At 70.0% G+C, this 21540-nt stretch carries 24 protein-coding genes; 12 read left to right on the top strand and 12 right to left on the bottom strand.

Annotated elements, in window-relative coordinates; genetic code table 11:
* From AB0I18_RS39945 to AB0I18_RS39930, 4 genes are all read right to left on the bottom strand, one after another.
* On the bottom strand, nt 1-327 hold a 327-nt coding region (locus AB0I18_RS39945), incomplete at its 3' end, for a PHP domain-containing protein (RefSeq protein WP_363110641.1).
* Nucleotides 328-340: 13 nt separating this feature from the next.
* Nucleotides 341-922 (bottom strand): TetR/AcrR family transcriptional regulator, encoded by a 582-nt coding sequence (locus AB0I18_RS39940; RefSeq protein ID WP_363110640.1) that lies wholly within the window; start codon nt 920-922, stop codon nt 341-343.
* Nucleotides 923-1002: 80 nt separating this feature from the next.
* On the bottom strand, nt 1003-1743 hold the full coding sequence (locus AB0I18_RS39935) for a hypothetical protein (RefSeq protein WP_363110639.1): 741 nt from the start codon (nt 1741-1743) through the stop codon (nt 1003-1005).
* Nucleotides 1730-2284: an RNA polymerase sigma factor gene (locus AB0I18_RS39930; RefSeq protein WP_363110638.1), complete on the bottom strand. Its 555-nt coding sequence runs from the start codon at nt 2282-2284 to the stop codon at nt 1730-1732. Before AB0I18_RS39930 ends, AB0I18_RS39935 begins: the two co-directional genes overlap by 14 nt.
* A 182-nt stretch (nt 2285-2466) precedes the next feature.
* On the opposite strand from AB0I18_RS39930, the gene AB0I18_RS39925 reads away from it, so the two are divergent.
* Nucleotides 2467-2664, top strand: coding sequence for a DoxX family protein (locus tag AB0I18_RS39925; protein WP_363110637.1), 198 nt, complete (start codon nt 2467-2469; stop codon nt 2662-2664).
* A gap of 162 nt (nt 2665-2826) precedes the next feature.
* Here the strand turns inward: AB0I18_RS39925 and paaE are convergent, their stop codons facing one another.
* From paaE to paaA, 5 genes are read right to left on the bottom strand one after another with little or no spacing between them, the layout of a single operon-like run.
* The gene (gene paaE / locus AB0I18_RS39920; protein ID WP_363110643.1) at nt 2827-3951 is read right to left on the bottom strand and encodes a 1,2-phenylacetyl-CoA epoxidase subunit PaaE; all 1125 of its coding nucleotides are present in this window, start codon (nt 3949-3951) and stop codon (nt 2827-2829) included.
* 11 nt (nt 3952-3962) lie between these two features.
* Nucleotides 3963-4481: a 1,2-phenylacetyl-CoA epoxidase subunit PaaD gene (gene paaD, locus AB0I18_RS39915; RefSeq protein WP_363110636.1), complete on the bottom strand. Its 519-nt coding sequence runs from the start codon at nt 4479-4481 to the stop codon at nt 3963-3965.
* A complete protein-coding gene (gene paaC / locus AB0I18_RS39910; RefSeq protein WP_363110635.1) occupies nt 4475-5305 on the bottom strand; it encodes a 1,2-phenylacetyl-CoA epoxidase subunit PaaC in 831 nt (276 codons plus the stop codon). Before paaC ends, paaD begins: the two co-directional genes overlap by 7 nt.
* Before the next feature lie 10 nt (nt 5306-5315).
* The gene (gene paaB, locus AB0I18_RS39905; RefSeq protein ID WP_363110634.1) at nt 5316-5609 is read right to left on the bottom strand and encodes a 1,2-phenylacetyl-CoA epoxidase subunit PaaB; all 294 of its coding nucleotides are present in this window, start codon (nt 5607-5609) and stop codon (nt 5316-5318) included.
* Complete coding sequence (paaA, locus tag AB0I18_RS39900) at nt 5606-6610, bottom strand: 1,2-phenylacetyl-CoA epoxidase subunit PaaA (RefSeq protein ID WP_363110633.1); 1005 nt, start codon at nt 6608-6610, stop codon at nt 5606-5608. The genes paaB and paaA overlap by 4 nt, the downstream gene beginning before the upstream one ends.
* Nucleotides 6611-6790: 180 nt before the next feature.
* On the opposite strand from paaA, the gene AB0I18_RS39895 reads away from it, so the two are divergent.
* Together AB0I18_RS39895 and AB0I18_RS39890 are read left to right on the top strand one after the other, a co-directional pair.
* Nucleotides 6791-7753, top strand: coding sequence for a nucleoside hydrolase (locus AB0I18_RS39895; protein ID WP_363110632.1), 963 nt, complete (start codon nt 6791-6793; stop codon nt 7751-7753).
* A gap of 241 nt (nt 7754-7994) precedes the next feature.
* On the top strand, nt 7995-10250 hold the full coding sequence (locus tag AB0I18_RS39890; protein ID WP_363110631.1) for a PQQ-binding-like beta-propeller repeat protein: 2256 nt from the start codon (nt 7995-7997) through the stop codon (nt 10248-10250).
* Between the two features lie 17 nt (nt 10251-10267).
* Here the strand turns inward: AB0I18_RS39890 and AB0I18_RS39885 are convergent, their stop codons facing one another.
* On the bottom strand, nt 10268-10909 hold the full coding sequence (locus AB0I18_RS39885) for a response regulator (RefSeq protein ID WP_363110642.1): 642 nt from the start codon (nt 10907-10909) through the stop codon (nt 10268-10270).
* Nucleotides 10910-10938: 29 nt separating this feature from the next.
* On the bottom strand, nt 10939-12624 hold the full coding sequence (locus AB0I18_RS39880) for an ATP-binding protein (protein ID WP_363110630.1): 1686 nt from the start codon (nt 12622-12624) through the stop codon (nt 10939-10941).
* 97 nt (nt 12625-12721) lie between these two features.
* Between AB0I18_RS39880 and AB0I18_RS39875 the strand changes: the two genes are divergently transcribed.
* From AB0I18_RS39875 to AB0I18_RS39855, 5 genes are all read left to right on the top strand, one after another.
* Nucleotides 12722-13732 (top strand): tripartite tricarboxylate transporter substrate-binding protein, encoded by a 1011-nt coding sequence (locus AB0I18_RS39875; protein ID WP_363110629.1) that lies wholly within the window; start codon nt 12722-12724, stop codon nt 13730-13732.
* Nucleotides 13729-14262 (top strand): tripartite tricarboxylate transporter TctB family protein, encoded by a 534-nt coding sequence (locus tag AB0I18_RS39870; RefSeq protein ID WP_363110628.1) that lies wholly within the window; start codon nt 13729-13731, stop codon nt 14260-14262. Before AB0I18_RS39875 ends, AB0I18_RS39870 begins: the two co-directional genes overlap by 4 nt.
* Nucleotides 14262-15761: a tripartite tricarboxylate transporter permease gene (locus AB0I18_RS39865; protein WP_363110627.1), complete on the top strand. Its 1500-nt coding sequence runs from the start codon at nt 14262-14264 to the stop codon at nt 15759-15761. Before AB0I18_RS39870 ends, AB0I18_RS39865 begins: the two co-directional genes overlap by 1 nt.
* A gap of 43 nt (nt 15762-15804) precedes the next feature.
* On the top strand, nt 15805-16200 hold the full coding sequence (locus tag AB0I18_RS39860) for a universal stress protein (protein ID WP_363110626.1): 396 nt from the start codon (nt 15805-15807) through the stop codon (nt 16198-16200).
* 68 nt (nt 16201-16268) lie between these two features.
* Nucleotides 16269-17417 carry a DUF475 domain-containing protein gene (locus AB0I18_RS39855; protein WP_363110625.1) on the top strand — a complete coding sequence of 383 codons (1149 nt, stop codon included), beginning with the start codon at nt 16269-16271 and terminating at the stop codon, nt 17415-17417.
* 42 nt (nt 17418-17459) lie between these two features.
* Here AB0I18_RS39855 and AB0I18_RS39850 read toward each other — a convergent pair whose 3' ends face one another.
* The gene (locus AB0I18_RS39850) at nt 17460-18410 is read right to left on the bottom strand and encodes an expansin EXLX1 family cellulose-binding protein (RefSeq protein WP_363110624.1); all 951 of its coding nucleotides are present in this window, start codon (nt 18408-18410) and stop codon (nt 17460-17462) included.
* 476 nt (nt 18411-18886) lie between these two features.
* On the opposite strand from AB0I18_RS39850, the gene AB0I18_RS39845 reads away from it, so the two are divergent.
* The 4 genes from AB0I18_RS39845 to AB0I18_RS39830 all read left to right on the top strand — a co-directional run bounded on the left by AB0I18_RS39845 (nt 18887) and on the right by AB0I18_RS39830 (nt 21198).
* Nucleotides 18887-19069, top strand: coding sequence for a hypothetical protein (locus AB0I18_RS39845; protein ID WP_363110623.1), 183 nt, complete (start codon nt 18887-18889; stop codon nt 19067-19069).
* Nucleotides 19070-19215: 146 nt separating this feature from the next.
* A complete protein-coding gene (locus AB0I18_RS39840; RefSeq protein ID WP_363110622.1) occupies nt 19216-19626 on the top strand; it encodes an STAS domain-containing protein in 411 nt (136 codons plus the stop codon).
* Nucleotides 19627-19807: 181 nt separating this feature from the next.
* Complete coding sequence (locus AB0I18_RS39835) at nt 19808-20428, top strand: DUF5994 family protein (protein ID WP_363110621.1); 621 nt, start codon at nt 19808-19810, stop codon at nt 20426-20428.
* Between the two features lie 281 nt (nt 20429-20709).
* The gene (locus AB0I18_RS39830) at nt 20710-21198 is read left to right on the top strand and encodes a DUF5994 family protein (protein ID WP_363110620.1); all 489 of its coding nucleotides are present in this window, start codon (nt 20710-20712) and stop codon (nt 21196-21198) included.
* The last annotated feature ends 342 nt before the right edge of the window (nt 21199-21540 follow it).

Genomic DNA, 21540 nt, shown 5'->3' with positions numbered 1-21540 from the left:
GTTCGCCGCCCAGATCGTCTTGTGGGTGTAGCCACCCGAACCGGACACGTCGTCGCGCTTCTGGTGCGGCTGGCCCCACCGGACCTTGCGCTTGTCGCGCCGCGACTCGGGGGCGACGTACGCCTCGATCCCGATGATCGGCGTCACCCCGGCCTTCTTCGCCGAGTGAAAGAAGTCGTACGCCCCGTGCAAGTTGCCGTGGTCGGTCATCGCGAGATGGCTCATGCCCAGTTCGTCGCACGCGTTGAACATGTCCGTCAGCCGTGCGGCACCGTCCAGCAGCGAGTACTGGGTATGGACGTGCAGGTGCGTGAAAGGGTCTCGCACTCCTGCCCCCGGATCAGGTGTCGGACTCGAGGGCCTGGGCGATCAGCCTCAAGCCCGCGGCCAGGTCGCCCACCGAAGGGGCACGCCCAGGGTCGACCAGCCACTGCTGGGTCAGGCCGGCGACCAGGGCCATGTGCACCGACCCGACCGCGCGGGCCAGCTCGTTCTCCGCTGTGCCGTCGAGGCCGTGCAGGTCCGCCGCCATGTCCGTGCGGGACTGCTCGAAGGCATCGGCGATCTGTGCACGGATCTCGGGGGAACGCTCGGCCTGCGCGAGCGCCTCGGCACTCGCCACCAGCAACGGGCGGTCCGTGACCTGGGACTCGATGATCTGCGCCCACATCGCCCGGAGCCGCGTTGCCGCCTCGCCGCCCGGGGCGGTTTCCGCGGAGTTGGCGCGGACCTTGTCGCCCCACTCCCGGAGCGTCTTCATGAGTGCCGCGTTGAGGAGCGCCTCCTTCGAGCCGTAGTGGTAATTGATCGTGCCGAGCGGCGCGTTGGCGGCCGCGGCGATGTCGCGCGAGGTGGTGCGGGCGTATCCGCGCTCTTCAAGGCACCGCTGCGCACCGACCATCAACTGTTCCCGATGTCCCATGCCTGGCAGCGTACAACAGATCTGAACGATCGTTCAGAACGGAGGTTCAGAACGATCGTTCAGACGTGTGAGCTCTACGGTTACGGCCAGTGGATGGAGTCGCCGTCCTTGTGATCCCCGAGCCAGACGGTCCGTTCCGGCTCGTCGTAGTAGGTGACCTCCGCGCAGGGCCCTTCCGGTTCCTTGTCGGCGGTCTGGAAGTGGCGTGTCGTCCACTTGGTGAGGTCGTGCTTCACGAAGAGCTCACCGACCACCTTCCTGAGCTCGCTGTACGGAACGCAGGTGCGCCCGGCGAAGTGAGCCCGGATGTCGGTGCGGAAGTGGGCGAAGTCCAGCTGCTCCCGGGTCGGTCCGACGTAGGGGTCCGCGCGGTGGCTTGCGCACTGGTCCCGGCCCCCGGCGTAGACGGCGATCGAGCCCTGCTGGGAGCTGTCCACGCAGGCGGTGAGCGTGCCGGGCGCCGCCACGCCGAAGAACTCCTGCCACCCCTGTCGGCACAGGCCCACCGGATTCTGGGTCGCGGGATCGAAGTTGAGGACGGCATCGCTCCCGTCGGAGCCGACGCACATCAGTCCCGTCGAGTCGAGCGTATGGCCCTCACCGTCACCTGCCACCCACGCATAGGTTCCCGCGGTGGCACCCGCCACGGTCAGCGCCACCACCGGGGCGAGGGTCAGGATGCGCCTCCGCCGTCGTCTGACGCTCCGGCGAACGCGCGCGAGGATCCGCGTGGCGGTCGGCGAGTCCGGGTCGGTCGCCGGCCCGCCGGGATTCGGGTCACTGTTCCGGAGCATCCGGTCGAGTTCGTCATCGCTCAGCATGGTTCTTCTCCTTCTGGTTCTTCCCCTTGGCCGGTTCCTGGCGCGGGCTCGCCGCGGCGAGACGCTCCCTGAGCCGCTGTCTGGCCCGGTGCAGACGGGTGTCGACAGCGCCGACCGAGATGCCGAGCAGGGTCGCGATGTCCTGGCGGGACAGGTCGTCCCAGTAGGCGAGTCGCAGCAGTTCCCGATCGGCGGCCGACGCCTCCGCCAGGGCGGCGGCCAGATCGTCACCGGCGTCGTGCGGGTCGCTGGTCTGCGGTGGCTCGGCCCGTTCCGCCGCCCGGAGCAGCAGCCGTGCCCAACGGCGTTGGCTGCGGGACTGGTTGGCCAGCACCCGGCGCGCGATGCCGAGCAGCCACAGCACCGCCTCCTCACTGTCCGTGGGCAGTTGCCGTCGCTTGCGCCAGGCCACCCCGTACACCTCGGCCACCGCGTCATGCGCCGCCGACTCGCCGGTCCTGCGCAGGCAGTACGCCATCACCCGGTGGTAGGTCTGCCGGAACAGCTGCTCCAGCTGTTCACTCCGTTCGTCCGCGTCCATGCTCAGCAATGTCCACCACCGCCGGATGCCTTACCACTTCCGTCGACTGTCTTTCCGCCCGTGCGAAGAACCACGTCCAGGGCGCGGTCCGGTTCGGGCGACGCCGGGCGCGGTGAAGGTGGATGGTCGAGAGAGACGAAGACAGTCGCCCGGAGTTCAACCCGCGAAGAACGGAGGGACCCATGTTCGCCGCGTACGTCACGGTCACCGTCCTGACCGCGACCGCCCTCGGCTACGGCGCGTATTTCGACCTGGTCGGTCACGAGTCGATCGCCGTGATCGCCGACCGGCTGGGTGTGCCCCGGTCGTGGATGGCGCCGTTGGGCGTCCTTCTTGCCGCGGGCGGCCTCGGCCTACTGGCCGGCTTCGCGGTGCCATAGATCGGAACGGCGGCCGCGACCTGCCTCGTTCTGTACTTCCTCTGTGCCGTCGGCGCCCACCTTCGGGTGGGCGACCGTCAGCCCGGCGCCGCGCTCGGATTCCTCACGCTGTCCGTCGCCGCACTCGTCCTGGGCCTGGCCCATCGCGGCGCCTGGTAGTCCTCAGCTGTCGTAGTCGACGGTCAACGTCTCGGAGACCGGGAACGACTGGCAGGTGAGGACGTAGCCCGCGTCGATCTCGGCGGCTTCCAGCGCGAAGTTGCGGCGCATGTCCGCCTTGCCGTCGGTGACCAGGGCACGGCAGGTGCCGCAGACCCCGCCCTTGCAGGCGAAGGGCAGATCGGGGCGGGTCTGCTGGGCGCCGTCGAGGACGGTCCGGTCGCGCGACAGGGCGGCGGTCGTGGAGCGGCCGTCGAGGGTGATGGTGACCTGGCTGACCGGTCCTTCGGCGACGGCGTCCTCGTGGCGCAGCTCCCGTACAGGCTCGTCGTCGGCGTAGAACAGTTCCCGGTGGACGCGGTCGTCGGGCACACCGAGGCCGGCCAGTACCTGCTGGGCGTCGCGGACCATGCCGTGCGGGCCGCACAGCCACCAGTGGTCCGCGCTCTTCACGTCGACGAGCGAGTCGACGAGGGCGGACAGCCGGCCGGCGTCGAGGCGGCCGGAGAGCACCTCTGCCTCGCGGGGCTCGCGGGACAGCACGTGGGCGAGCTGGAACCGGGCCGGGTACAGGTCCTTCACGTCGGCCAGTTCGTCCGCGAACATCACGGTGTCGGTGCGCCGGTTGCCGTAGAAGAGGGTGACCGTCGAGCGGGAGTCCGCGGCCAGGACGGACTCCGCGATGGACAGCATGGGTGTGATGCCGGAGCCCGCCGCGATCAGCACATGATGGCCGGGGGTGGTGAGGTCGGGGGTGAAGGCACCGGTGGGGGCCATCACCTCGACGGTGTCGCCGGGGCGTACGTCGTGCACCAGCCAGGACGAGAAGAGCCCGCCCGGCACCACCCGTACGCCGATGCGCGGCGCCGATCCGGCGGGAGAGCAGATGGAGTACGAGCGGCGTTCGTCGCGGCCGTCGATCTCGCGCCGCAGGGTGAGCGACTGGCCGGGCGCGAAGGCGAACTCCTCGGCCAGCTCCTCCGGGATCTCGAAGGCGACTGCGGCCGCGTCCCGGCACAGCGGCTGGACGGCGGCGACCCGCAGGGTGCGGAAGACCGGACGGCGGCGGGCACGCGGCCGCACCGCCGGGGCGGGGTCGGCCTCGCCCACCAGGTCCGCCGGGCCCATCACGTCTGCCATCAGATCTCCTTGACGTACTCGAACGGCTCGCGGCAGGCGAGGCAGCGCCACAGTGCCTTGCAGGACGTGGCGGCGAAGCGGGAGGTCTCCTCGGTGTCCGCCGAGCCGCAGCGGGGGCAGGGCACGGCGGCACGCCGGGTGCTGGTCAGCACCAGTGGCACCGGACCGGCGGCGGGGCGGGGTGCGGCCCCGGGCGGGGCGATGCCGTGTTCGGCGAGCTTGCGGCGACCGGCGGGGGTGATCCAGTCAGTCGTCCACGGCGGGTTCAGTACCGTGCGGATCTCGACGCGTGCGAAGCCCGCGGCTCGCAGTCGCGCGGCCACGCCCGCGCGCATCTCGGCCATCGCCGGACAGCCCGAATAGGTCGGCGTCAGACTCGCGACCACGGTGCCGTCCTCGGTCACTTCGACGTCACGCAGGACCCCGAGGTCGGCCAGGGTCAGCATGGGCAGCTCGGGATCGGGCACCTGCTCGGCGATGCGCCGGGCGTGCCGGACGTCCGTGAGCACGGTCACCATGTCGCCCCCGGGTGGGCGCGGGCCACGCTCTGCAACTCGGCCAGCAGCGGCGCGAGATGTTCGGTGTGTTCACCGTCGCGGCCGGCCCCGGGCCGCGGCCGGTACACGGGCATGGGTAGTCCGGCCGCCTCGGTGACCTGGCGCAGGACACCGACGACCTCGGCCCGTACGTCGTACGCCGTGAACAACTCGCCGAGGTACGGGGCGACTTGCTCCAAGGCGGTACGCATCCGGCGGCGGGACTCCTCCGTGCCGTCGCCCAGGCGCACCGCCCACTCGGCCGCGTACTGCCGGTGATACGTCAGCTCCTTGACGCCCTTCGCCGCGATCGCCGACAGGACCGGGTCGGGGTGGGAGGTGAGCTGCTCGAAGTGTGCGAGGCGCCAGCTGGACAGCATCAGGAGCCGGGCGACGGAGAACGCGAAGTCGCCGATGGGGAGTTCGGCCAGGCGTACGTTGCGGAAGTCGCCGGTGTCCCGGAAGTAGGCGTACGCGTCCTCGTCGCGTCCGGTGCCGTCGACCTGGCCGGCGCGGGCGTACAGCAGACGGGCCTGGCCGAGCAGGTCGAGGCCGATGTTGGCGAGGGCCACTTCCTCCTCCAGCTCGGGGGCGCGGGTGCACCACTCGGCCAGCCGCTGGGCGCAGACCAGCGCGTCGTCGGCGAGCGCGAGGCAGGACGCGCCCAGTTCCCCGGCGTCGGTCCCTTCGGGCACGGCCGTGTCCACGCCGTGCAGCGGGTCCTCGAAGCCGGTGCCGAACGCCCAGCGGGCGTCGCCGTCGTCGTGTCCCTCGGCCAGGGACATGTAGACGTGGTCGTCGCTCATGCCCTGCTCCTCAGATGTGCGGGACATCGTCGGGGATGTCGTAGAACGTCGGGTGGCGGTAGACCTTGTCGGCGCTGGGCGCGAAGAACGGGTCCTTCTCGTCGCGGGTGGACGCGGCGATGTGCTCCGAGCGCACCACCCAGATGCTCACGCCCTCGTTGCGCCGCGTGTACAGGTCACGGGCGTGGGTGAGCGCCATGGTGTCGTCGGCGGCGTGCAGCGAGCCCACATGCACGTGGTTCAGGCCGCGCTTGCCGCGTACGAACACCTCGTACAGCGGCCAGCCCTGCTTCTCGGGGGTCATGCCGCCGCTCCCTTCTCCGTACGGGCCGCCTGCTTGGCCGCGTGCGCGGTGGCCGCCTCGCGCACCCAGGCGCCCTCCTCGTGGGCGGCCCGGCGGCGCTCGACACGCTCGGCGTTGCACGGCCCCTCGCCGCTGATCACCCGCTTGAGCTCGGACCAGTCGGGGGTGCCGAAGTCGTGGCGCCCACGCTCCCCGTTCCAGCGCAGCTCCGGGTCGGGCAGTGTGACGCCGAGCTTGTCGGCCTGGGGCACGGTCATGTCGACGAAGCGCTGCCGCAGCTCGTCGTTGCTGTGCCGCTTGATCTTCCAGGCCATCGAGGCGGCCGAGTTGGGCGAGTCGCCGTCGGGCGGGCCGAACATCATCAGGGACGGCCACCACCAGCGGTCCACCGCGTCCTGGACCATCCGCCGCTGGGCCTCGGTGCCGCGCATCATCGTCATCAGCAACTCGTAACCCTGCCGCTGGTGGAACGACTCCTCCTTGCAGATCCGCACCATCGCGCGCGCGTAGGGTCCGTACGAACTCCTGCACAGCGGCACCTGGTTGCAGATCGCGGCCCCGTCCACGAACCAGCCGATCACGCCGACGTCGGCGAAGCTCGGCGTCGGGTAGTTGAAGATCGACGAGTACTTCTGCCGGCCCTCGATCAGCCGCTCGGTCAGGTCCGCGCGGTCGGCGCCCAGGGTCTCGGCCGCGGAGTACAGATACAGCCCGTGGCCGGCCTCGTCCTGGACCTTTGCGAACAGGATCGCCTTGCGCCGCAGTGACGGGGCCCGGGTGATCCACTCGCCCTCCGGCTGCATGCCGATGATCTCCGAGTGCGCGTGCTGGGCGATCTGCCGGATCAGCGTTTTCCGGTACCCCTCCGGCATCCAGTCGCGCGGCTCGATCCGCTGATCCCGCGCGATCGTCGCCTCGAACTGCTCCTGGAGCGGCCCCTCGGACGCCGGCTCGGCACCGCCGGTGCCCGCGCCCGGTGCGGCGGAGTGTGTCGTGGTCATCGATACCAGCTTCCCTACCGACCATTCGTTCGGTTCCAGTGTGACGCGTTTTTCTCGGCTGGGCAAGACCCGGTCCGACTTCGGGAAGGTCCGCGGAGCCGGGCCGTGGGCGGCTGCGTAAGGTCGCTGTCGTACAGACTCTCTTGGTGTAGAGACACTCTTGGACAGAGGAGAGCCGCCGTGACCGGTCAGCCCATCCCGGTGATCATCGACTGCGACACCGGTGTCGACGACGCCCTGGCCCTGCTGTTCGCCGTACGTCATCCCGGTCTCGACGTGCGCGCCGTGACCTGCGTGGCCGGGAACACCGATGTGGACGGGGTCGTCCGCAACACCCTGACCGTGCTGGAACAGGCCGGCGCCCCCGGCATCCCGGTCGCGCGGGGTGCCGAGCGGCCGCTGATCGAGCCGGTGCGGACGGCGCGGCACGTGCACGGCCAGGACGGGATGGGCGACCTCGGGCTGCCCGCGCCGGCCCGGGTGCCGGTCGACGTGGACGCGGTGACACTGCTGCGGCGAGAGATCCTCGCCTCACCGAGGCCGGTCACCCTGATCCCCACCGCACCGCTGACCAACATCGCGCTGCTCCTGCGTACGCACCCGGAAGTCGTACGGAACATCGAGCGGATCGTGTTCATGGGCGGCGCGGTGGCGACCGGAAACGCCACGCCGGTCGCGGAGTTCAACGTGTGGCACGACCCGGAGGCCGCCGCGATCCTGCTCACCGCCGGGGTACCGATCACGATGTACGGCCTCGACGTGTTCAAGGAGGTCCTCGTCCCGGCCGCGGATGTCCAGCGGCTGCGCACGAGTTCGGAGCCCCGCCTCCGGCTGGCCGGTGAGCTGCTCGCCCACCGCGACCCGGCCACCTCCGGCGACCCCACCCCCATGGGCGGCCTCGGCGACGCGGGCGCGGTCTGCGCGGTCGTCGACCCGGAGGGGATCACCACCGAACGCCTCCCGGTCGAGGTGAGCCTGGCCCCGGGTCCCACCCGGGGCCAGACGGTCGTCGACCGCCGCCCGCGTCCCGGCGAGTCCGAGATCCATGCGGGCGCACGCGAACAGCGCATGGTGGACGTGGCGTTGGGTGTCGACGTGGAGCGGTACGTGAAGCTGTGGCTGACGACGGTGGAACAGCCGTGACCTCGACCACGCCTGGTAGGGAGAGAAGGGCCGAGACCGTCCGGCCTGTATCTGCCTGAAACGTCAAGTAATTCCCATGGGTTGCCCGGTTGCGTACCCCAACTGTCCCTCCAGCACCTACTCTCCCTCCAAGTCCATTCGACGATGAACAGGCGAGCTGAGTGCAATGGAGCCACTTCGTCCCACGGATCCGGAGCACTTGGGCCCGTACCGTCCTGTCGCGCGGCTCGGCGCCGGAGGGATGGGGGAGGTCTTTCTCGCCCGCGACGACCAGCAGCGGACCGTGGCCGTCAAGGTCATACGGCCGGAGCTGGCCGCGAGCAAGGCCTTCCGGATCCGTTTCGGGCGCGAGGTGGACGCGGCGCGGGCGGTGAGCGGCAGATACACGGCGACCGTCGTGGACGCCGACCCGGACGGCCCGGTCCCCTGGCTGGCCACCGCGCACATACTCGGTCCGACGCTGGCCGACGCGGTCGAGGAGTACGGGCCGCTGCCGCCGAAGTCGGTGCTGGCCCTGGGCGCCGGACTCGCCGAGGCGCTGATCGCCGTGCACGCCGCGGGGCTGGTGCACCGCGATCTCAAACCGTCCAATGTGCTGCTCTCCCCCGAGGGCCCGCGGGTCATCGACTTCGGCATCGTCCGGGCCACCGACGGCTACGAACTCACCCTGTCCGGTGTGCTGCTCGGCTCCCCGCGGTACATGTGCCCCGAGCACGCCCTGGGTGACCCGATGGGCCCGGAGGGGGACGTGTTCTGTCTCGGTTCGGTGCTGGCCTTCGCCGCCACCGGGAACGCGCCCTTCGACGGCTCGTCGGCGGCCACACTGCTGTACCAGGTGGTGCACGGTACGCCGGACCTGACGGGGGTGCCGGATCCGCTGGACACGATCATGGAGCGCTGCCTCGACAAGTCCCCGGCGGCCCGGCCCAGTCCGGACTGGGTGTCGGCGGCGTGCGCGCCCGGTGGCGCCGACATGCTGAACTGGGACGGCTGGCTGCCGGACGCCGTGGCCTCCTCGGTCAGCCGGCAGGCCGCCACCCTCATGGATCTGGACCTGGGCCTCGGGCTCGGTGCGAGGGCGGACACCATCGAGCGGGAGGCCGCCCGCGCCGCCGCCACCGGTCCCGCTCCCGCGGGCGGTGTCCGCACCGACCCGCGTGTGGCCGTTCAGCAGCTCGTCACGGAGCGCCCGAGCCCGCAGCGTGTGGCCTTCCCCGCGGAGCCGACGCCCGGCCCGAGGCCGGGCCCGAGGCGTGAGCAGTCGCCCGAGCCGGTCACCCACCGCGCACAGCGGCCGTCCCGGGCGCGCCCGTCCCGCCGTACGCTCCTCGCGGCCGCCGCGCTCGGCACCGTCACCCTGGGTTCCGGCGTCGCCGCCGCACTGCTCGGCGGGGCGAAGGACCGGCCGCGGTCGGCCTCCGAGCCGGCCGGTCCGGCGCCGGAGCCGCTGTGGACGTACCAGAGCGCCCCGCTCGTCCAGGCACCGGCGGTCTTCCACAACGGTTCGGCCCTGCTGAAGACCCAGTCGGGCACGCTGTTCTCCCTCGGTCTCGACGACGGCACCCGGCCCCGGTGGACCTATCGGGGCATCAGCCAGTCGCCCACCCCGCCCCTCCTCGTCGCGGGCGACGTCGTCGCCCTCGGGACCGGCGCGACGGTGCTCGGCATCGATCCGGCCACGGGCGCCGAGCGGTTCTCGCTGGACTTCGGAGCGGACTTCCGGTTCGACACACTGCTCGGCGGATTCAGCAACCAGCGGGTCACCATCGCCGGTCTGCGGTTCGACCGCCAGGAGCGCCCGGCGGGGTCGCAGGGGTCGGCCACCTCCACGAACGTCGTCCTCAATACGGACCTCCGGGCGCGCGTGGCCAATATCATCCCCATCAGCGCGGAGGACATCGGCCTCGATCTGAAACCGCTCATGAAGTCCCAGCAATTCGTCTACCTGGACGGGCTGCACCGCCTCACGGCCCGTGGCACCGCGGCCCGCGGGGACGTGCTCTGGCGCCATCTCATGGACTCCGACTCGGACACCCGGGCGGCCCCGGTGGTACTCGGCGGAACCGTCTTCGCCGTCGACAGTGAGCTCATCGCCGTGGACCTGGAGTCCGGTGCGCTGCGCTGGCGGGTGAAGGCGGAGAAGGGCGGCTTCGCGTCCGTCGCCGCCGCGGCCGGCACGGTGTACTGCACCACCAGGAACCCGCACGGCATCGAGGCGTTCGACGCGGCGGACGGTTCCCGGCGCTGGTTCCGCGAGACCCCTCGGCTGGACCTGGAGAACGCCCCCGTCGCGGGCGGCGGCGCGGTGTTCGTCACGGCCGCGCACAACAGGGACGGGTTCTACGCGATCGACGCCCAAAAGGGCGTGCTGCTCTGGAAGTTCACCGATGGCCAGAACTCCGGCATCAACGACTGGCAGCTCTCCTGCGACAGCGACGGGCCGCTGATCGCCCAGCACTTCGACAAGGTGTACGCCCTCCCGATGCCTCAGCCCTGAGCGGTCGCCCCGAAAGGCTAGGCGCCCCAGTGGTAGCGGCGCTCGGGGCGGCCCGCCTGCCCGTAGCGCAGTGACACCACCGCCTGGCCCGTGACACTGAAGTACTCGAGGTAGCGGCGCGCGCTGACGCGCGAGATGCCGATACTCGTCGCGCACTCGGCCGCGGACAGGGTGCCCTCAGCCGCGCGCAGTGCGCGCTGGACCAGTTCCGCGGTCTCCACACTCATGCCCTTCGGCAGCGAGGGCGCCACCGTCGGTGCCGCCGCCCGTCCGAGGGCGCGGTCCACATCGGCCTGCCCGCTGACCGTGGCGGCGTGCAGATTGCCGCACCGGGCGTTGTAACTCTCCAACCGGTCCTTCAGGTCCTCGGCGTCGAACGGCTTCAGAAGGTAGTCGACCACGCCCTGCCGGACGGCACCCCGGACCGCCTCGGCCTCGCGGGCGGCACTGATCACCAGCACATCGCAGTCACGGGCCGCCCTCCGCAGCCGGGGTATGACATCCAGACCGAACATGTCGGGCAGATAGAGGTCGAGCAGCACCAGGTCGGGCTGCAGCTCGGCGGCGGCGACGAGCGCCTTCTCCCCGCAGTCCGCCGATCCGACCACGCGGAAGCCCTCGACCCCGTCGACGAATCCGCGGTGGATCCGCGCCACCATGAAGTCGTCCTCGACAACCAGTACGTCGATCACCGGACTTCCTCCGTCTCCCGATCGGTGAGCCGGCCTACGGACATCCGGGCGGTGAACATCGCTCCCGGCTGTGTGTTGGACACCGACACCTCGCCACCTCTGCGTGTACAGACCAGCCGGGTGAGCGCCAGGCCGATCCCCCGGTCGCCACCCTGCGCGGCCTTTGTGGTGAAGCCGCGGGAGAACACCTCCTGCGCCAGCTCGGGAGCCACGCCCGGGCCCGAGTCACGCACCACGATCTCCACGCTCGACGCGTCCTGGCGCAGCTCGACCTCCACCCAGGCGTCGTTCTCCTGACCCGGCGCCGCGGCCGCGTCGAGGGCGTTGTCGACGAGGTTGCCGAGGACCGTCGCCACGTCCGCGGAGTCCGTCGGCTCCAGCCGGTCCAGGGCCGTGAGCTCCGAGATGCGCAGCTGGACCCTGCGCTCCGCGGCGAGCGCGGACTTGGCCATCAGCAGCGCGGCGACGGCCAGGTCACGGACCCGGCTGGTCAGGGTCAGATCGAGCGAATCACGGTGTTTGCGCAGGGCGCGTACATACCGTACGACCTCGTCGTGGTCGCCGATCTGGATGAGCCCGGAGATGGTGTGCAGCTGGTTGGAGAACTCGTGAGCCTGCGCGCGCAGCAGTTCGGTGCTGCTGCGGAACGAGCCCAACTCGCGTTCGAGCTGGGCCAGTTCGGTTCGGTCCCGCAGGGTGGTCACCGAGCCGAGGCGGCGGCCGTCCTTGGTGACATCCATCCGGTTCATCACGAGCACCCGGCCCCGGCGCACGACCACCTCGTCGCGCCGCTCCGTACCGTGTCCGGCTCCGTGCCCGGCCCCCTGTTCGGCGTCGGACTCACCGCCGGTCCCGGCGAGCACGTCGTACAGCCTGCCCCCGATCCGCAGGTCGGCCAGGCTCATCCCGACGCAGTCCTCGGGAAGGTCGAGCAGTCCGCGGCCGACCTCGTTCACCAGCGTGAGCCGCTGCTGCGGGTCGAGCGCGATCACGCCCTCGGCGATCCCGAACAGCATCGCCTCGCGGTGCTCGGCGAGGCCCGCGATCTCGCGTGGTTCGAGGCCGAAGGTCTGGCGCTTGATCCGCCGGGCCAGCAGCCAGGACCCGGCCACCCCGAGCACGCTCGCGATGCCGAGGTAGGCGAGCAGATACGACGAGGCGCCGTTCAGCCGCTGCCAGGCGGTGGGTGAGACCCGTCCGATCATGACCGTGCCGATGTGCTCGCCGACGTGGTCGGCGTTGTCGTCGAGCACCGGGACCTGGGCCACCAGCTCGCGGACCCCGCCCACCGGCAGCTCCCCGGACCAGCCGCGCGCCTGCGCGGCGCCGGGCCCGCCGACCGGCAGCGGCGTCCCGACCAGGGTGGGATCGGTGGCCGCGACGATCTCGCCGTGTTCGTCGGCCACCATCACGGACGTGACGTTCGACTGGGTCAGCCTGGTCTGCAGCAGCGGCGCGAGGGTCTCGGCGGGCGCGGGCTGGAGCAGCTGGCTGCGCAGCAGTGGGTTTCCGGCCATCTCCTCGGCGAGGGCGGTCACCCGGCGTCCCTCCACCCGGTCGAACGTCGCCTTCGACTGCGCCAGCGAGACCGCGGCGACCGCGACCAGCACCAACACGACGATGGCGAGCTGCAGAACCAGCAGCTCACCGGCCAGTGTGTGGCGACGTGACGTAACGACCACTATGAACTCAACCTTCACTGCTCACACAAGGCAGACGGGCCGACCGCGGAATCGCACAATCATGGCGCCGGACTCGCTCAAGCGAAAGAGATGAGCCATGAGAACTCGCAGAGCCGCACTTCTCTCAGCTCTTGCCACTGTGTCGATGCTCGCCGTGAGCGCCTGCGGCGCCACCGCGGAGAAGGATGACTCGGGGGGCGGAAGCGGGGGCGACAAGCCCGTCACCGGTCTGCGGATGATGGTGCCCAACACCCCGGGCAGCGGGTACGACGTCACCGCCCGGACCGTCGCCCAGGTGATGCAGGACAGCAAGGTGGCGTCCGGGGTCCAGGTGTACAACCTGCCCGGCGCCGGCGGCACCGTGGGCCTGCAGCGCCTGGTGAACGAGAAGGGCAACGGCAAGCTCGCCATGCAGATGGGGCTGGGCGTCGTCGGTGCCGCGTACACCTCGAAGTCGGCGGCGACGCTGACCGACACCACGCCGATCGCCAAGCTGATCGAGGAGGCCGGCGCGATTGTCGTGTCGAAGGACTCCCCGTACAAGACGATCGACGACCTCGTCACCGCGTGGAAGAAGGACCCCAAGAAGGTGGCCGTGGGCGGCGGTTCGTCGCCGGGCGGCCCGGACCACCTGCTTCCGATGCAGCTGGCGAAGGCCGTAGGCATCGAACCGAAGAAGGTCAACTACGTCGGCTACGACGGCGGCGGTGAGCTGCTGCCCGCCATCCTGGGCAACAAGATCGCCTTCGGGGCCAGCGGCTTCGGCGAGTTCCTCGACCAGATCGAGGCGGGACAGGTGCGGGTCCTTGCGGTGACCAGCGAGAAGCCGATCGACGCCGTGAAGGACGCCCCCACGCTCAAGGACTCCGGGATCGACCTGGTCTTCACCAACTGGCGCGGCATCGTCGCCCCTCCCGGGATCACCGACGAGCAGCAGAAGACCTGGATCGACAGCCTGACCGAGATGCACGACTCGCAGGAGTGGAAGGCCGAGCTGACCAAGCGCGGCTGGGCCGACGCGTTCGTCACCGGTGACGAGTTCGGCTCCTACCTGAAGGAGCAGGACAAGTCCGTCGCCGACCTGCTGGCAGAGCTCGGGCTGGCATGAGCTCCCAGATCGACGAACGGAGCGTCGAGGACGCCCGTCCGCCGCTGGGCAAGGACCGCGCACAGTACGGCGTGTGCGCGTTCCTCGTCCTGGTGGGCATCGCGGTGATCGTGGACGGGCTCGGGATCCCGCACGTCACCAGCAGCACCGACCCGGTCGGGCCGCGCGCGGTGCCCGTGATCCTGGGCGTACTGCTCCTGGTGGTCGCGGTGCTGTACGCGGTCGACGTGGCCCGGGGCGGCCACGGAGAGCCGGAGGCCGGCGAGGACGTCGACCTCACCCAGGGCACGGACTGGCGCACGGTGCTGCTGCTGATCGGCGCGTTCGTGGTGAACGCGGTACTGATCGAACGGCTCGGCTGGGTGATCAGCGGCGCGCTGCTGTTCTGGGGGACGGCCTTCGCCCTCGGGAACCGGCATTACATACGCAATCTGCTGATCGCGGTGGCGATGTCCCTCACCACGTTCTACGCCTTCGCGATCGGGCTCGGTGTGAACCTCCCGGCCGGTGTGCTGCAAGGAATCCTGTGATGGACAACCTCAACAATCTTCTCCAGGGCTTCGAGGACGTCATCGCCCCGATGAACCTGCTGCTGGCGCTGATCGGCGTCGTGGTCGGCACCGCGGTGGGTGTGCTGCCCGGCATCGGCCCGGCGATGACCGTGGCCCTGCTGCTGCCGATCACGTACGGCATGGAACCGGTGCAGGCGTTCATCATGTTCGCGGGCATCTTCTACGGCGGCATGTACGGCGGGTCGACCACCTCGATCCTGCTGAACACCCCCGGGGAGTCCTCCTCGGTGGTGACGGCCATCGAGGGCAACAAGATGGCCAAGGCCGGCCGGGCGGCGCAGGCACTCGCCACCGCCGCGATCGGTTCGTTCCTGGCGGGCACGATCGGCACCCTGCTTCTGGTGCTCGTCACCCCGGTCGTGGTGGACTTCGCGGTCAGCCTGGGAGCGCCGGACTACTTCGCCCTGATGCTGCTCTCCTTCATCGCGGTGACGTCCGTGCTGGGCGCGTCACGTATCCGGGGCTTCATCTCGCTGCTGCTGGGTCTGACGATCGGCCTGGTCGGCATCGACTCGGTGTCCGGACAGCAGCGGCTCACCCTGGGCGTTCCCCAACTGGCCGACGGGATCGACGTGGTCGTCGTCGCCGTCGGTATCTTCGCCGTCGGCGAGGCGCTGTGGGTGGCCGCGCATCTGCGGCGCAGACCCGTCGAGGTCATCCCGGTCGGCAGGCCGTGGATGGGGAAGAAGGACTGGAAGCGGTCGTGGAAGCCCTGGCTGCGCGGTACCGCGTTCGGCTTCCCGTTCGGTGCGCTGCCGGCCGGCGGCGCGGAGATCCCGACCTTCCTGTCGTACGCGACGGAGAAGCGGCTGACCAAGCACCCGGAGGAGTTCGGCAAGGGGGCGATCGAGGGTGTGGCCGGTCCCGAGGCGGCGAACAACGCCTCCGCGGCGGGCACGCTGGTCCCGATGCTGGCCATCGGGCTGCCGACGAACGCGACCGCCGCGGTCATGCTGGCGGCGTTCCAGTCGTACGGCATCCAGCCCGGTCCGCTGCTGTTCGAGCGGGAGGCGAGTCTGGTCTGGGTGCTGATCGCCAGCCTGTTCATCGGCAATCTGATGCTGCTCCTGCTGAACCTGCCGCTCGCACCGACCTGGGCGAAACTGCTCCAGATCCCGCGCCCCTATCTGTACGCGGGAATCCTCTTCTTCGCATCGATGGGCGCGTACGCCGTCAACGCACAGCCCCTGGACCTGTTCCTGCTGCTGTTGCTGGGACTTCTCGGCTTCGCGATGCGGCGGTTCGGACTGCCGGTGCTGCCGCTGATCATCGGCGTCATCCTCGGCCCGCGGGCCGAGCTGCAGGGGCGGCGCTCCCTGCAGCTGTCCGGCGGCGAACTGTCGGGACTGGTCGGCGGGCCGGTGTCCTACACGGTCTACACGGCGATCGTGCTGGTGCTCTGCTGGCCGCTGGTGCGGCGGTTCGTCGTACGTCCGCTGCGTGAACGAAGTGCCTGAGAGGGCCTGGGCAGGCCCGAGAGTCCTGGTAGGGAGAGCAGACATGACCGTACTGGTCGGATACGTACCCTCGCCCGAGGGTGAGGCCGCGCTGCGCGCGGGAATCGACGAGGCCCGCCTGCGCGGCGAGAAGATGCTGGTGGTGAACACCTCGCGGGGCGACGCCTATGTGGACCCGCGCTTCGCGCACGAGCCCGACCTCGCTCATGTCCGCGAGGACCTGGCCGCGCTGGGCATCGAGTTCGACATCCGCCAGGTGCTCGGCGCGGGCGATGCCGCCGCGGAGATCATCGATCTGGCGGAACAGGCGGACGCCTCCCTCGTGGTGATCGGGCTCCGGCGCCGGAGCGCGGTCGGCAAGCTGATCATGGGCTCTGCCGCGCAGCAGATCCTGCTGGGAGCCGGCTGCCCGGTCCTCGCCGTGAAGGCCCCTTCCTGAGCTCGGCCGGCCTGCTGGGAGGATGCTTCCGGCCCTCTCGGAACTCACTCCCACCGTATGGAACAACGATGATCTTCAGAACTTTCAGCTGGGCGTTCGCCGTCACAGCGGCCGGTCTCGCCTTCGCAGCGTGGCAGTGGGGATGGGAGGCGTTCGGGATCGTACTGATCCTGGCGATCCTGGAGATCTCCCTGTCCTTCGACAACGCTGTGGTCAACGCCGGAATCCTGAAGAAGATGAATGCCTTCTGGCAGAAGATCTTCCTCACCGTCGGCATTCTGATCGCGGTGTTCGGCATGCGGCTGGTCTTCCCGGTCGTGATCGTCGCCATCAGCGCGAAGGTCGGTCCCGTCGAGGCGGTCGAGCTCGCCATCGACAACCCCGCACGGTACGAGGACCTCGTCACCGACGCCCACCCCGCCATCGCGGCGTTCGGCGGGATGTTCCTGCTGATGATCTTCCTCGACTTCATATTCGAGGACCGCGACATCAAGTGGCTCGGCTGGATCGAGCGCCCGCTGGCCAGGCTCGGCAAGGTCGACATGCTGTCGCTGTGCACCGCGCTCATCGTGTTGCTGGTCTCGGCGCTGACCGTCGCCGCCCACGCGCACGTCAGCTCCGGCCACGCGGACAAGTCGGCCACGGTGCTGCTGTCCGGAGTCGCCGGGCTGATCACCTACCTGCTTGTGAGCGGCCTCTCCGGACACTTCGAGGACAAACTCGACGAAGAGGAACACGAGCAGGAGCAAGAGCAGGAGGAAAACGCCAAGGCCGAGGAGAAGCCGGTCTCGGTGGTCGCCCTCGCCGGCAGGGCGGCGTTCTTCCTCTTCCTCTACCTGGAGGTCCTGGACGCGTCGTTCTCCTTCGACGGCGTCATCGGCGCCTTCGCCATCACCAACCACATCTTCTGGATGGCGCTCGGCCTCGGCATCGGCGCCATGTACGTCCGGTCCCTCACCGTCTACCTGGTCCGCCAGGGCACCCTCGACGACTACGTCTACCTGGAGCACGGCGCCCACTACGCCATCGGCGCCCTCGCCGCGATCCTGCTGATCACCGTCCGGTACGAGATCAGCGAGATCATCACCGGCCTGGTCGGCGTCATCCTGATCGCGGCCTCCTTCCTGTCGTCCGTCCGCCGCAACAAGGCACTTGAGGCGGCCGAGGGCCGAGACCCGGCCCCGGACGAGAAGACCGAGATCTCGTCCGCCACGTGACCGGCCGGCGACACCGGCGTCACGTGGCGAAAAGACACGAGGTCAGCGTGCGGCGAACTGGACACGGGTCGGCTGTGCGACGTCCGCCCGCAGCGCGATCCCACCGACGGTCAGTCGTTCCCCGTAGATGTCGGTGATCCTGATCTCGCCACCGCACCCACTGCCGCTCTCGGAGAGGAAGTAGTTGTATTCGGTACGGGGCAGCTGACGCCAGCCGCTGCCGCTGCGCACCTCCAGCCGCGCCAGTGGATTCCGGTGGCCGATCGCCTGGATGGCGCACCAGTAACGGCTGGACCCCGTCTTGTACCGGATCGAGACCGTGTCGGACGTGCTCGGGCTCAGCAGGCTCCACGTGATCGGGATCCTGCCGAGTACGGGATCGGCGAGTGCGGCGAAGGCCTGTTCGCTGAGGTCGAGTTGCCCGGGTGCACAGGGCAGCGGGCATTCGTTGGTGATCCGGACCGTGACGGTGGCGCCATTGGCCGCGCGGACGAGGACGTGTGCCCCGCATGCCCTGGACGTCTCGTAGTCGGTGTGGTTCATCGCCGCGGTCATGAAGTCCTTGCTCGGGCCGAACGAGCAGGCGCCGTCGCCGTTTCCGGCGTCGTAGCGAGTGGCGACTCCCTGGTAGGTGACCTTGGGGCGGATCCGTCCCGCCAACGGCGCCGCGCCGGAAGCCGTCCGCGGGGTGCTCTTGGCGGACGGCCGCGCCACCTCGGTGGTCGCGGCGGGGGTGGTCGCACCGGCCGACTTGGACGGGGAGGAGGACGGGGACGGGGACGCCGCGGACGGCTTCCGCTTCGGCGCGGTGGGCGGCACCGTCACCTCGGTGCTGGCGACGGGGGTGGCCACGACTTGCCCGGCATCGGCCTCGCGGTCAGGACGGAAACCCAGGACGAGAGACACGACCAGCCCGACCGTCGCGACGACGGCTGCGGAGACGAGAAGGGTGCGCCGCCTGTTGGGAGCGGAACGGTGGGAACGGGACGCCACGGATGAGTCCTTATGTGGTTCGGAAGAACACGTGCTTCGTGTGAGGCCCCGCTGAAGGGAGCCTCCGGTCTGTCAGTGGTCACAGGCGCCGAAAAGGTTGCCGTCGGTTTCAGTGGCGCACGTCCACGGTGACCGTTCATTCCATGGGCGGGGCGCCGGGCCGCACCGGTGACCGCCGTCACGGCCACGCGGTAGCCGGAATCGACGGCACACCCGCGAACGCCTGAGCGAGCGGGACACGCGAGCCAAGTGTGCTTTCAATGGGCATGTCGCCTACGCCGAGCAGGGCATCCGATCAGTATCCGGGGGCTCGGCGTCGACCTGCGGGCCGGGCGGCCGACTGGATTCGCGGTACCAGCAGTCGCCTCCGGCGCCGGAGGCGCACGACTGATCGGCGCAATCCGGGGAACCCAGCAGGCAACGGTACAGCCACCGGGATCACGTGTGGTTCGCCGTCCAGCGGCAGGAGCAGACAGATGCTGGCACTCGTGGCGGCCGCACTCTTTGTCATCGCCTTCGTCATCCGGGTCACCGAGACGTCGACAGAGGTGATCTTCAGCCCGACGAGCCTCATGCTTGTCGGACTTGCTTTCCTCGCGGTGCACTCGGCCGGCGTGGGGTCCGGCTGGTCCTCCCGGGGAGGCGGACGTCGGCGCTGAACCGGGCGATGCGTGCCATCCTGTCGTCGGCGGATCCGAACGTGGAGTCGCCATGGAGTGCCCATCAGCCGGGCCGAGTTGCGCCCGGACCAGGCGATCAGCGCCGCCAGGGGTGGCTGCCGGACGGCCGTGAGAACCGAGGCATCTTGCCCCTCCCACAACTCACCGTCCACCGCCACGACCGAGGGAAACGAGCACTGCTCACCCTGGCCGGCGAAATCGATCTGGAATCGGCTCCAGTGGTGCGCACGGCACTGGACCGGTGCATCGGCGGCCGTGTCCGCACCATCGATGTCGACCTCACCCACGTCACCTTCTGCGACTGCAGCGGCCTCAACGCCTTCCTGCACGCCTCCCAGCAGACCACCGTGACGGGCGGGACCCTGCGACTGCACCACCCGCCACCGATGCTGGCCCTGCTGGTCGACCTCGCCGACTGCGCGTTCCTGCTCCTCGGCCTTCCGTTCGGGCACCTGTCACCTGCTCTCGGGGATGCCCCGGCCGCGCCGCACCGGCATGTACCGACGGTCCCTGTCCTCTCGGGCGATGTGCGGTGACGGCCCGGTCCAGGTAGGGGCAGTCACGGAAGGGCGACGCCTGGACACAGTCCGTGGGCTCACCGGAGGAGTACGCTGGGGTTACCGAGAGTATTTCGCGCACCGGCCTCCAAGCTCGTGTCGTTTTCGGCGATTGGCTACGCCGGGCCGGTTCCGACCGCTCCGGAGCAGGGTTCGCATCATGACTGCGACCGTTCCGTACACGCCGACGCTCCAAGACCGACCCTCCGCTCCGTCTCTCCGCATGTCGCTGGCTCCCAGCGGTTCCGCACCGGCTCTGCTGGACGGCGCCTGGTGGCCCCGCTCCCGCGATCTCTGGGCGGAACTTCCTTCGCTGACGGCCGTGCTCGATCCGCTGTGGGGGCGGATCACCAGGATCACGGTCAATCCCGCACACTGGCCGACCGTCCCGCACAGGGTGCCCGTCGAAGGGCATGTCCTGAAGGTGGGCTCGTTCATGGCCCAGCAGGACCCGCACCAGATGCTGCTCCTCTCCTACCGCGTGGGCCGCTGGGACCTGCTGGTGATCCCTCCGCAGACAAGTCCCGTCTCGGCCGCCTGGCTGATGGCCGCCGCGAGCGATCCACTGCGCACATCGACCGCGAGCCAGCTGATGACGGAGGCGGCGCGCCTGCGCACAGTGACGGAGACCGACCGGGCCGTGGAGGCGGTCTGGGACGCCGAAGGAGGCCATGGGGCAGGCGGTCCACCCTCACGTCCGCGGATCCCGGCGGTCACCGCTCCGGTACTCGGCATCCCGGCCGTCGCTCTTCCGACGCAGCATCCGGCGAAAGGAGTGTGAGGGCCATGGAGATTTTCGTGACCGCAGGGGTGATCCTGGCAATGGTCGCTCTGGGCGCGCGCCTGATCCACCTGCTCAACAACCAGCACGACGAGCGCATCGCGGCCTTCCACTACAACCGCGCCCGGCCGGCCGGGCGGGGGCCGGCGCCATCGGCCCCGCGGAAGGTTCGCGGTCGCGCCGCAACGAGCGGTACCGATGATCGCCGAGACCATCGCGACGGGGGACGTGGGCGACTCCGGCCACGGCGCCGGGCCCGGACACAAGGGAAGTGAGTCATCATGCCCCCCACCCGACTCCTGGCAGACACCAGCATTGAGCCGGTGCTTCCCGGTACCGCGGTCCTGCGGATGGAGACCACACCCAAGCGCACGGGGACATTCGACGGCGCGTGGTGGCCACGGTCCCGCGACATCGGGAGCCAACTGTCCGGCCTGGTCATCGCGCTGACGGCCCGGCTGGGCACCATCACCAGCGTCGGCCTCGACACGAGCGACTGGGACGAGACCCCGGGCCATCTGGTCGTCGCGGGGCATACGGTCCATATCGACTGGTCCGCCGTCGGGGACAGCACGATGATCGTCACCCGGGGTGCCCAGGACCATTTCCTGTTCCTGGTGATACCTCCGCAGACAGCCCCCTCCCCCGCTCACGCCGCGATGGCCATGGCCGTACGGGACGACAACGCCGTCTCGGCCGAGCATGTTCTCGCCGCCGCCGGTGTCACCCCGGCCGGCCGGACCGTCGTACCGTCCCGCCCTCCCGGCTGACAGGACCGGCGGGAGCCGTACCGCTCAGCAGTCACACAACCCGCAGCCCAGGACCCCGGCCGCCGCACCGCAGACGACAGGCCGGGGTGTTCCCGCGCCGTGTGTCCCGGACCGCTCGGGTTCCGGGACACCACCGACGTAAGGAATGTGGGAACCATGGGTGTTCTGATCACCGCGCCGGCGGTGTTCACCGTGGCCGGTCCGGTGCCGCTCACCATGAGCCTGCGCGAATCCAACAGCATGAGAAGGGCGTGGCGTTCCGCTTCGGGCGGCTGTTTCCGGACATCCGCCGGCCGGCACCGGCGGACTCCGACTCAGGTGCGTCACGTGCCCACAGTTGAT

Source organism: Streptomyces sp. NPDC050704 (assembly GCF_040654355.1).
In the GTDB taxonomy this organism is placed as follows: domain Bacteria; phylum Actinomycetota; class Actinomycetes; order Streptomycetales; family Streptomycetaceae; genus Streptomyces.
Note: the sequence above shows the minus strand (reverse complement) of the source record. Positions and strands in the feature narration are given on the sequence as shown.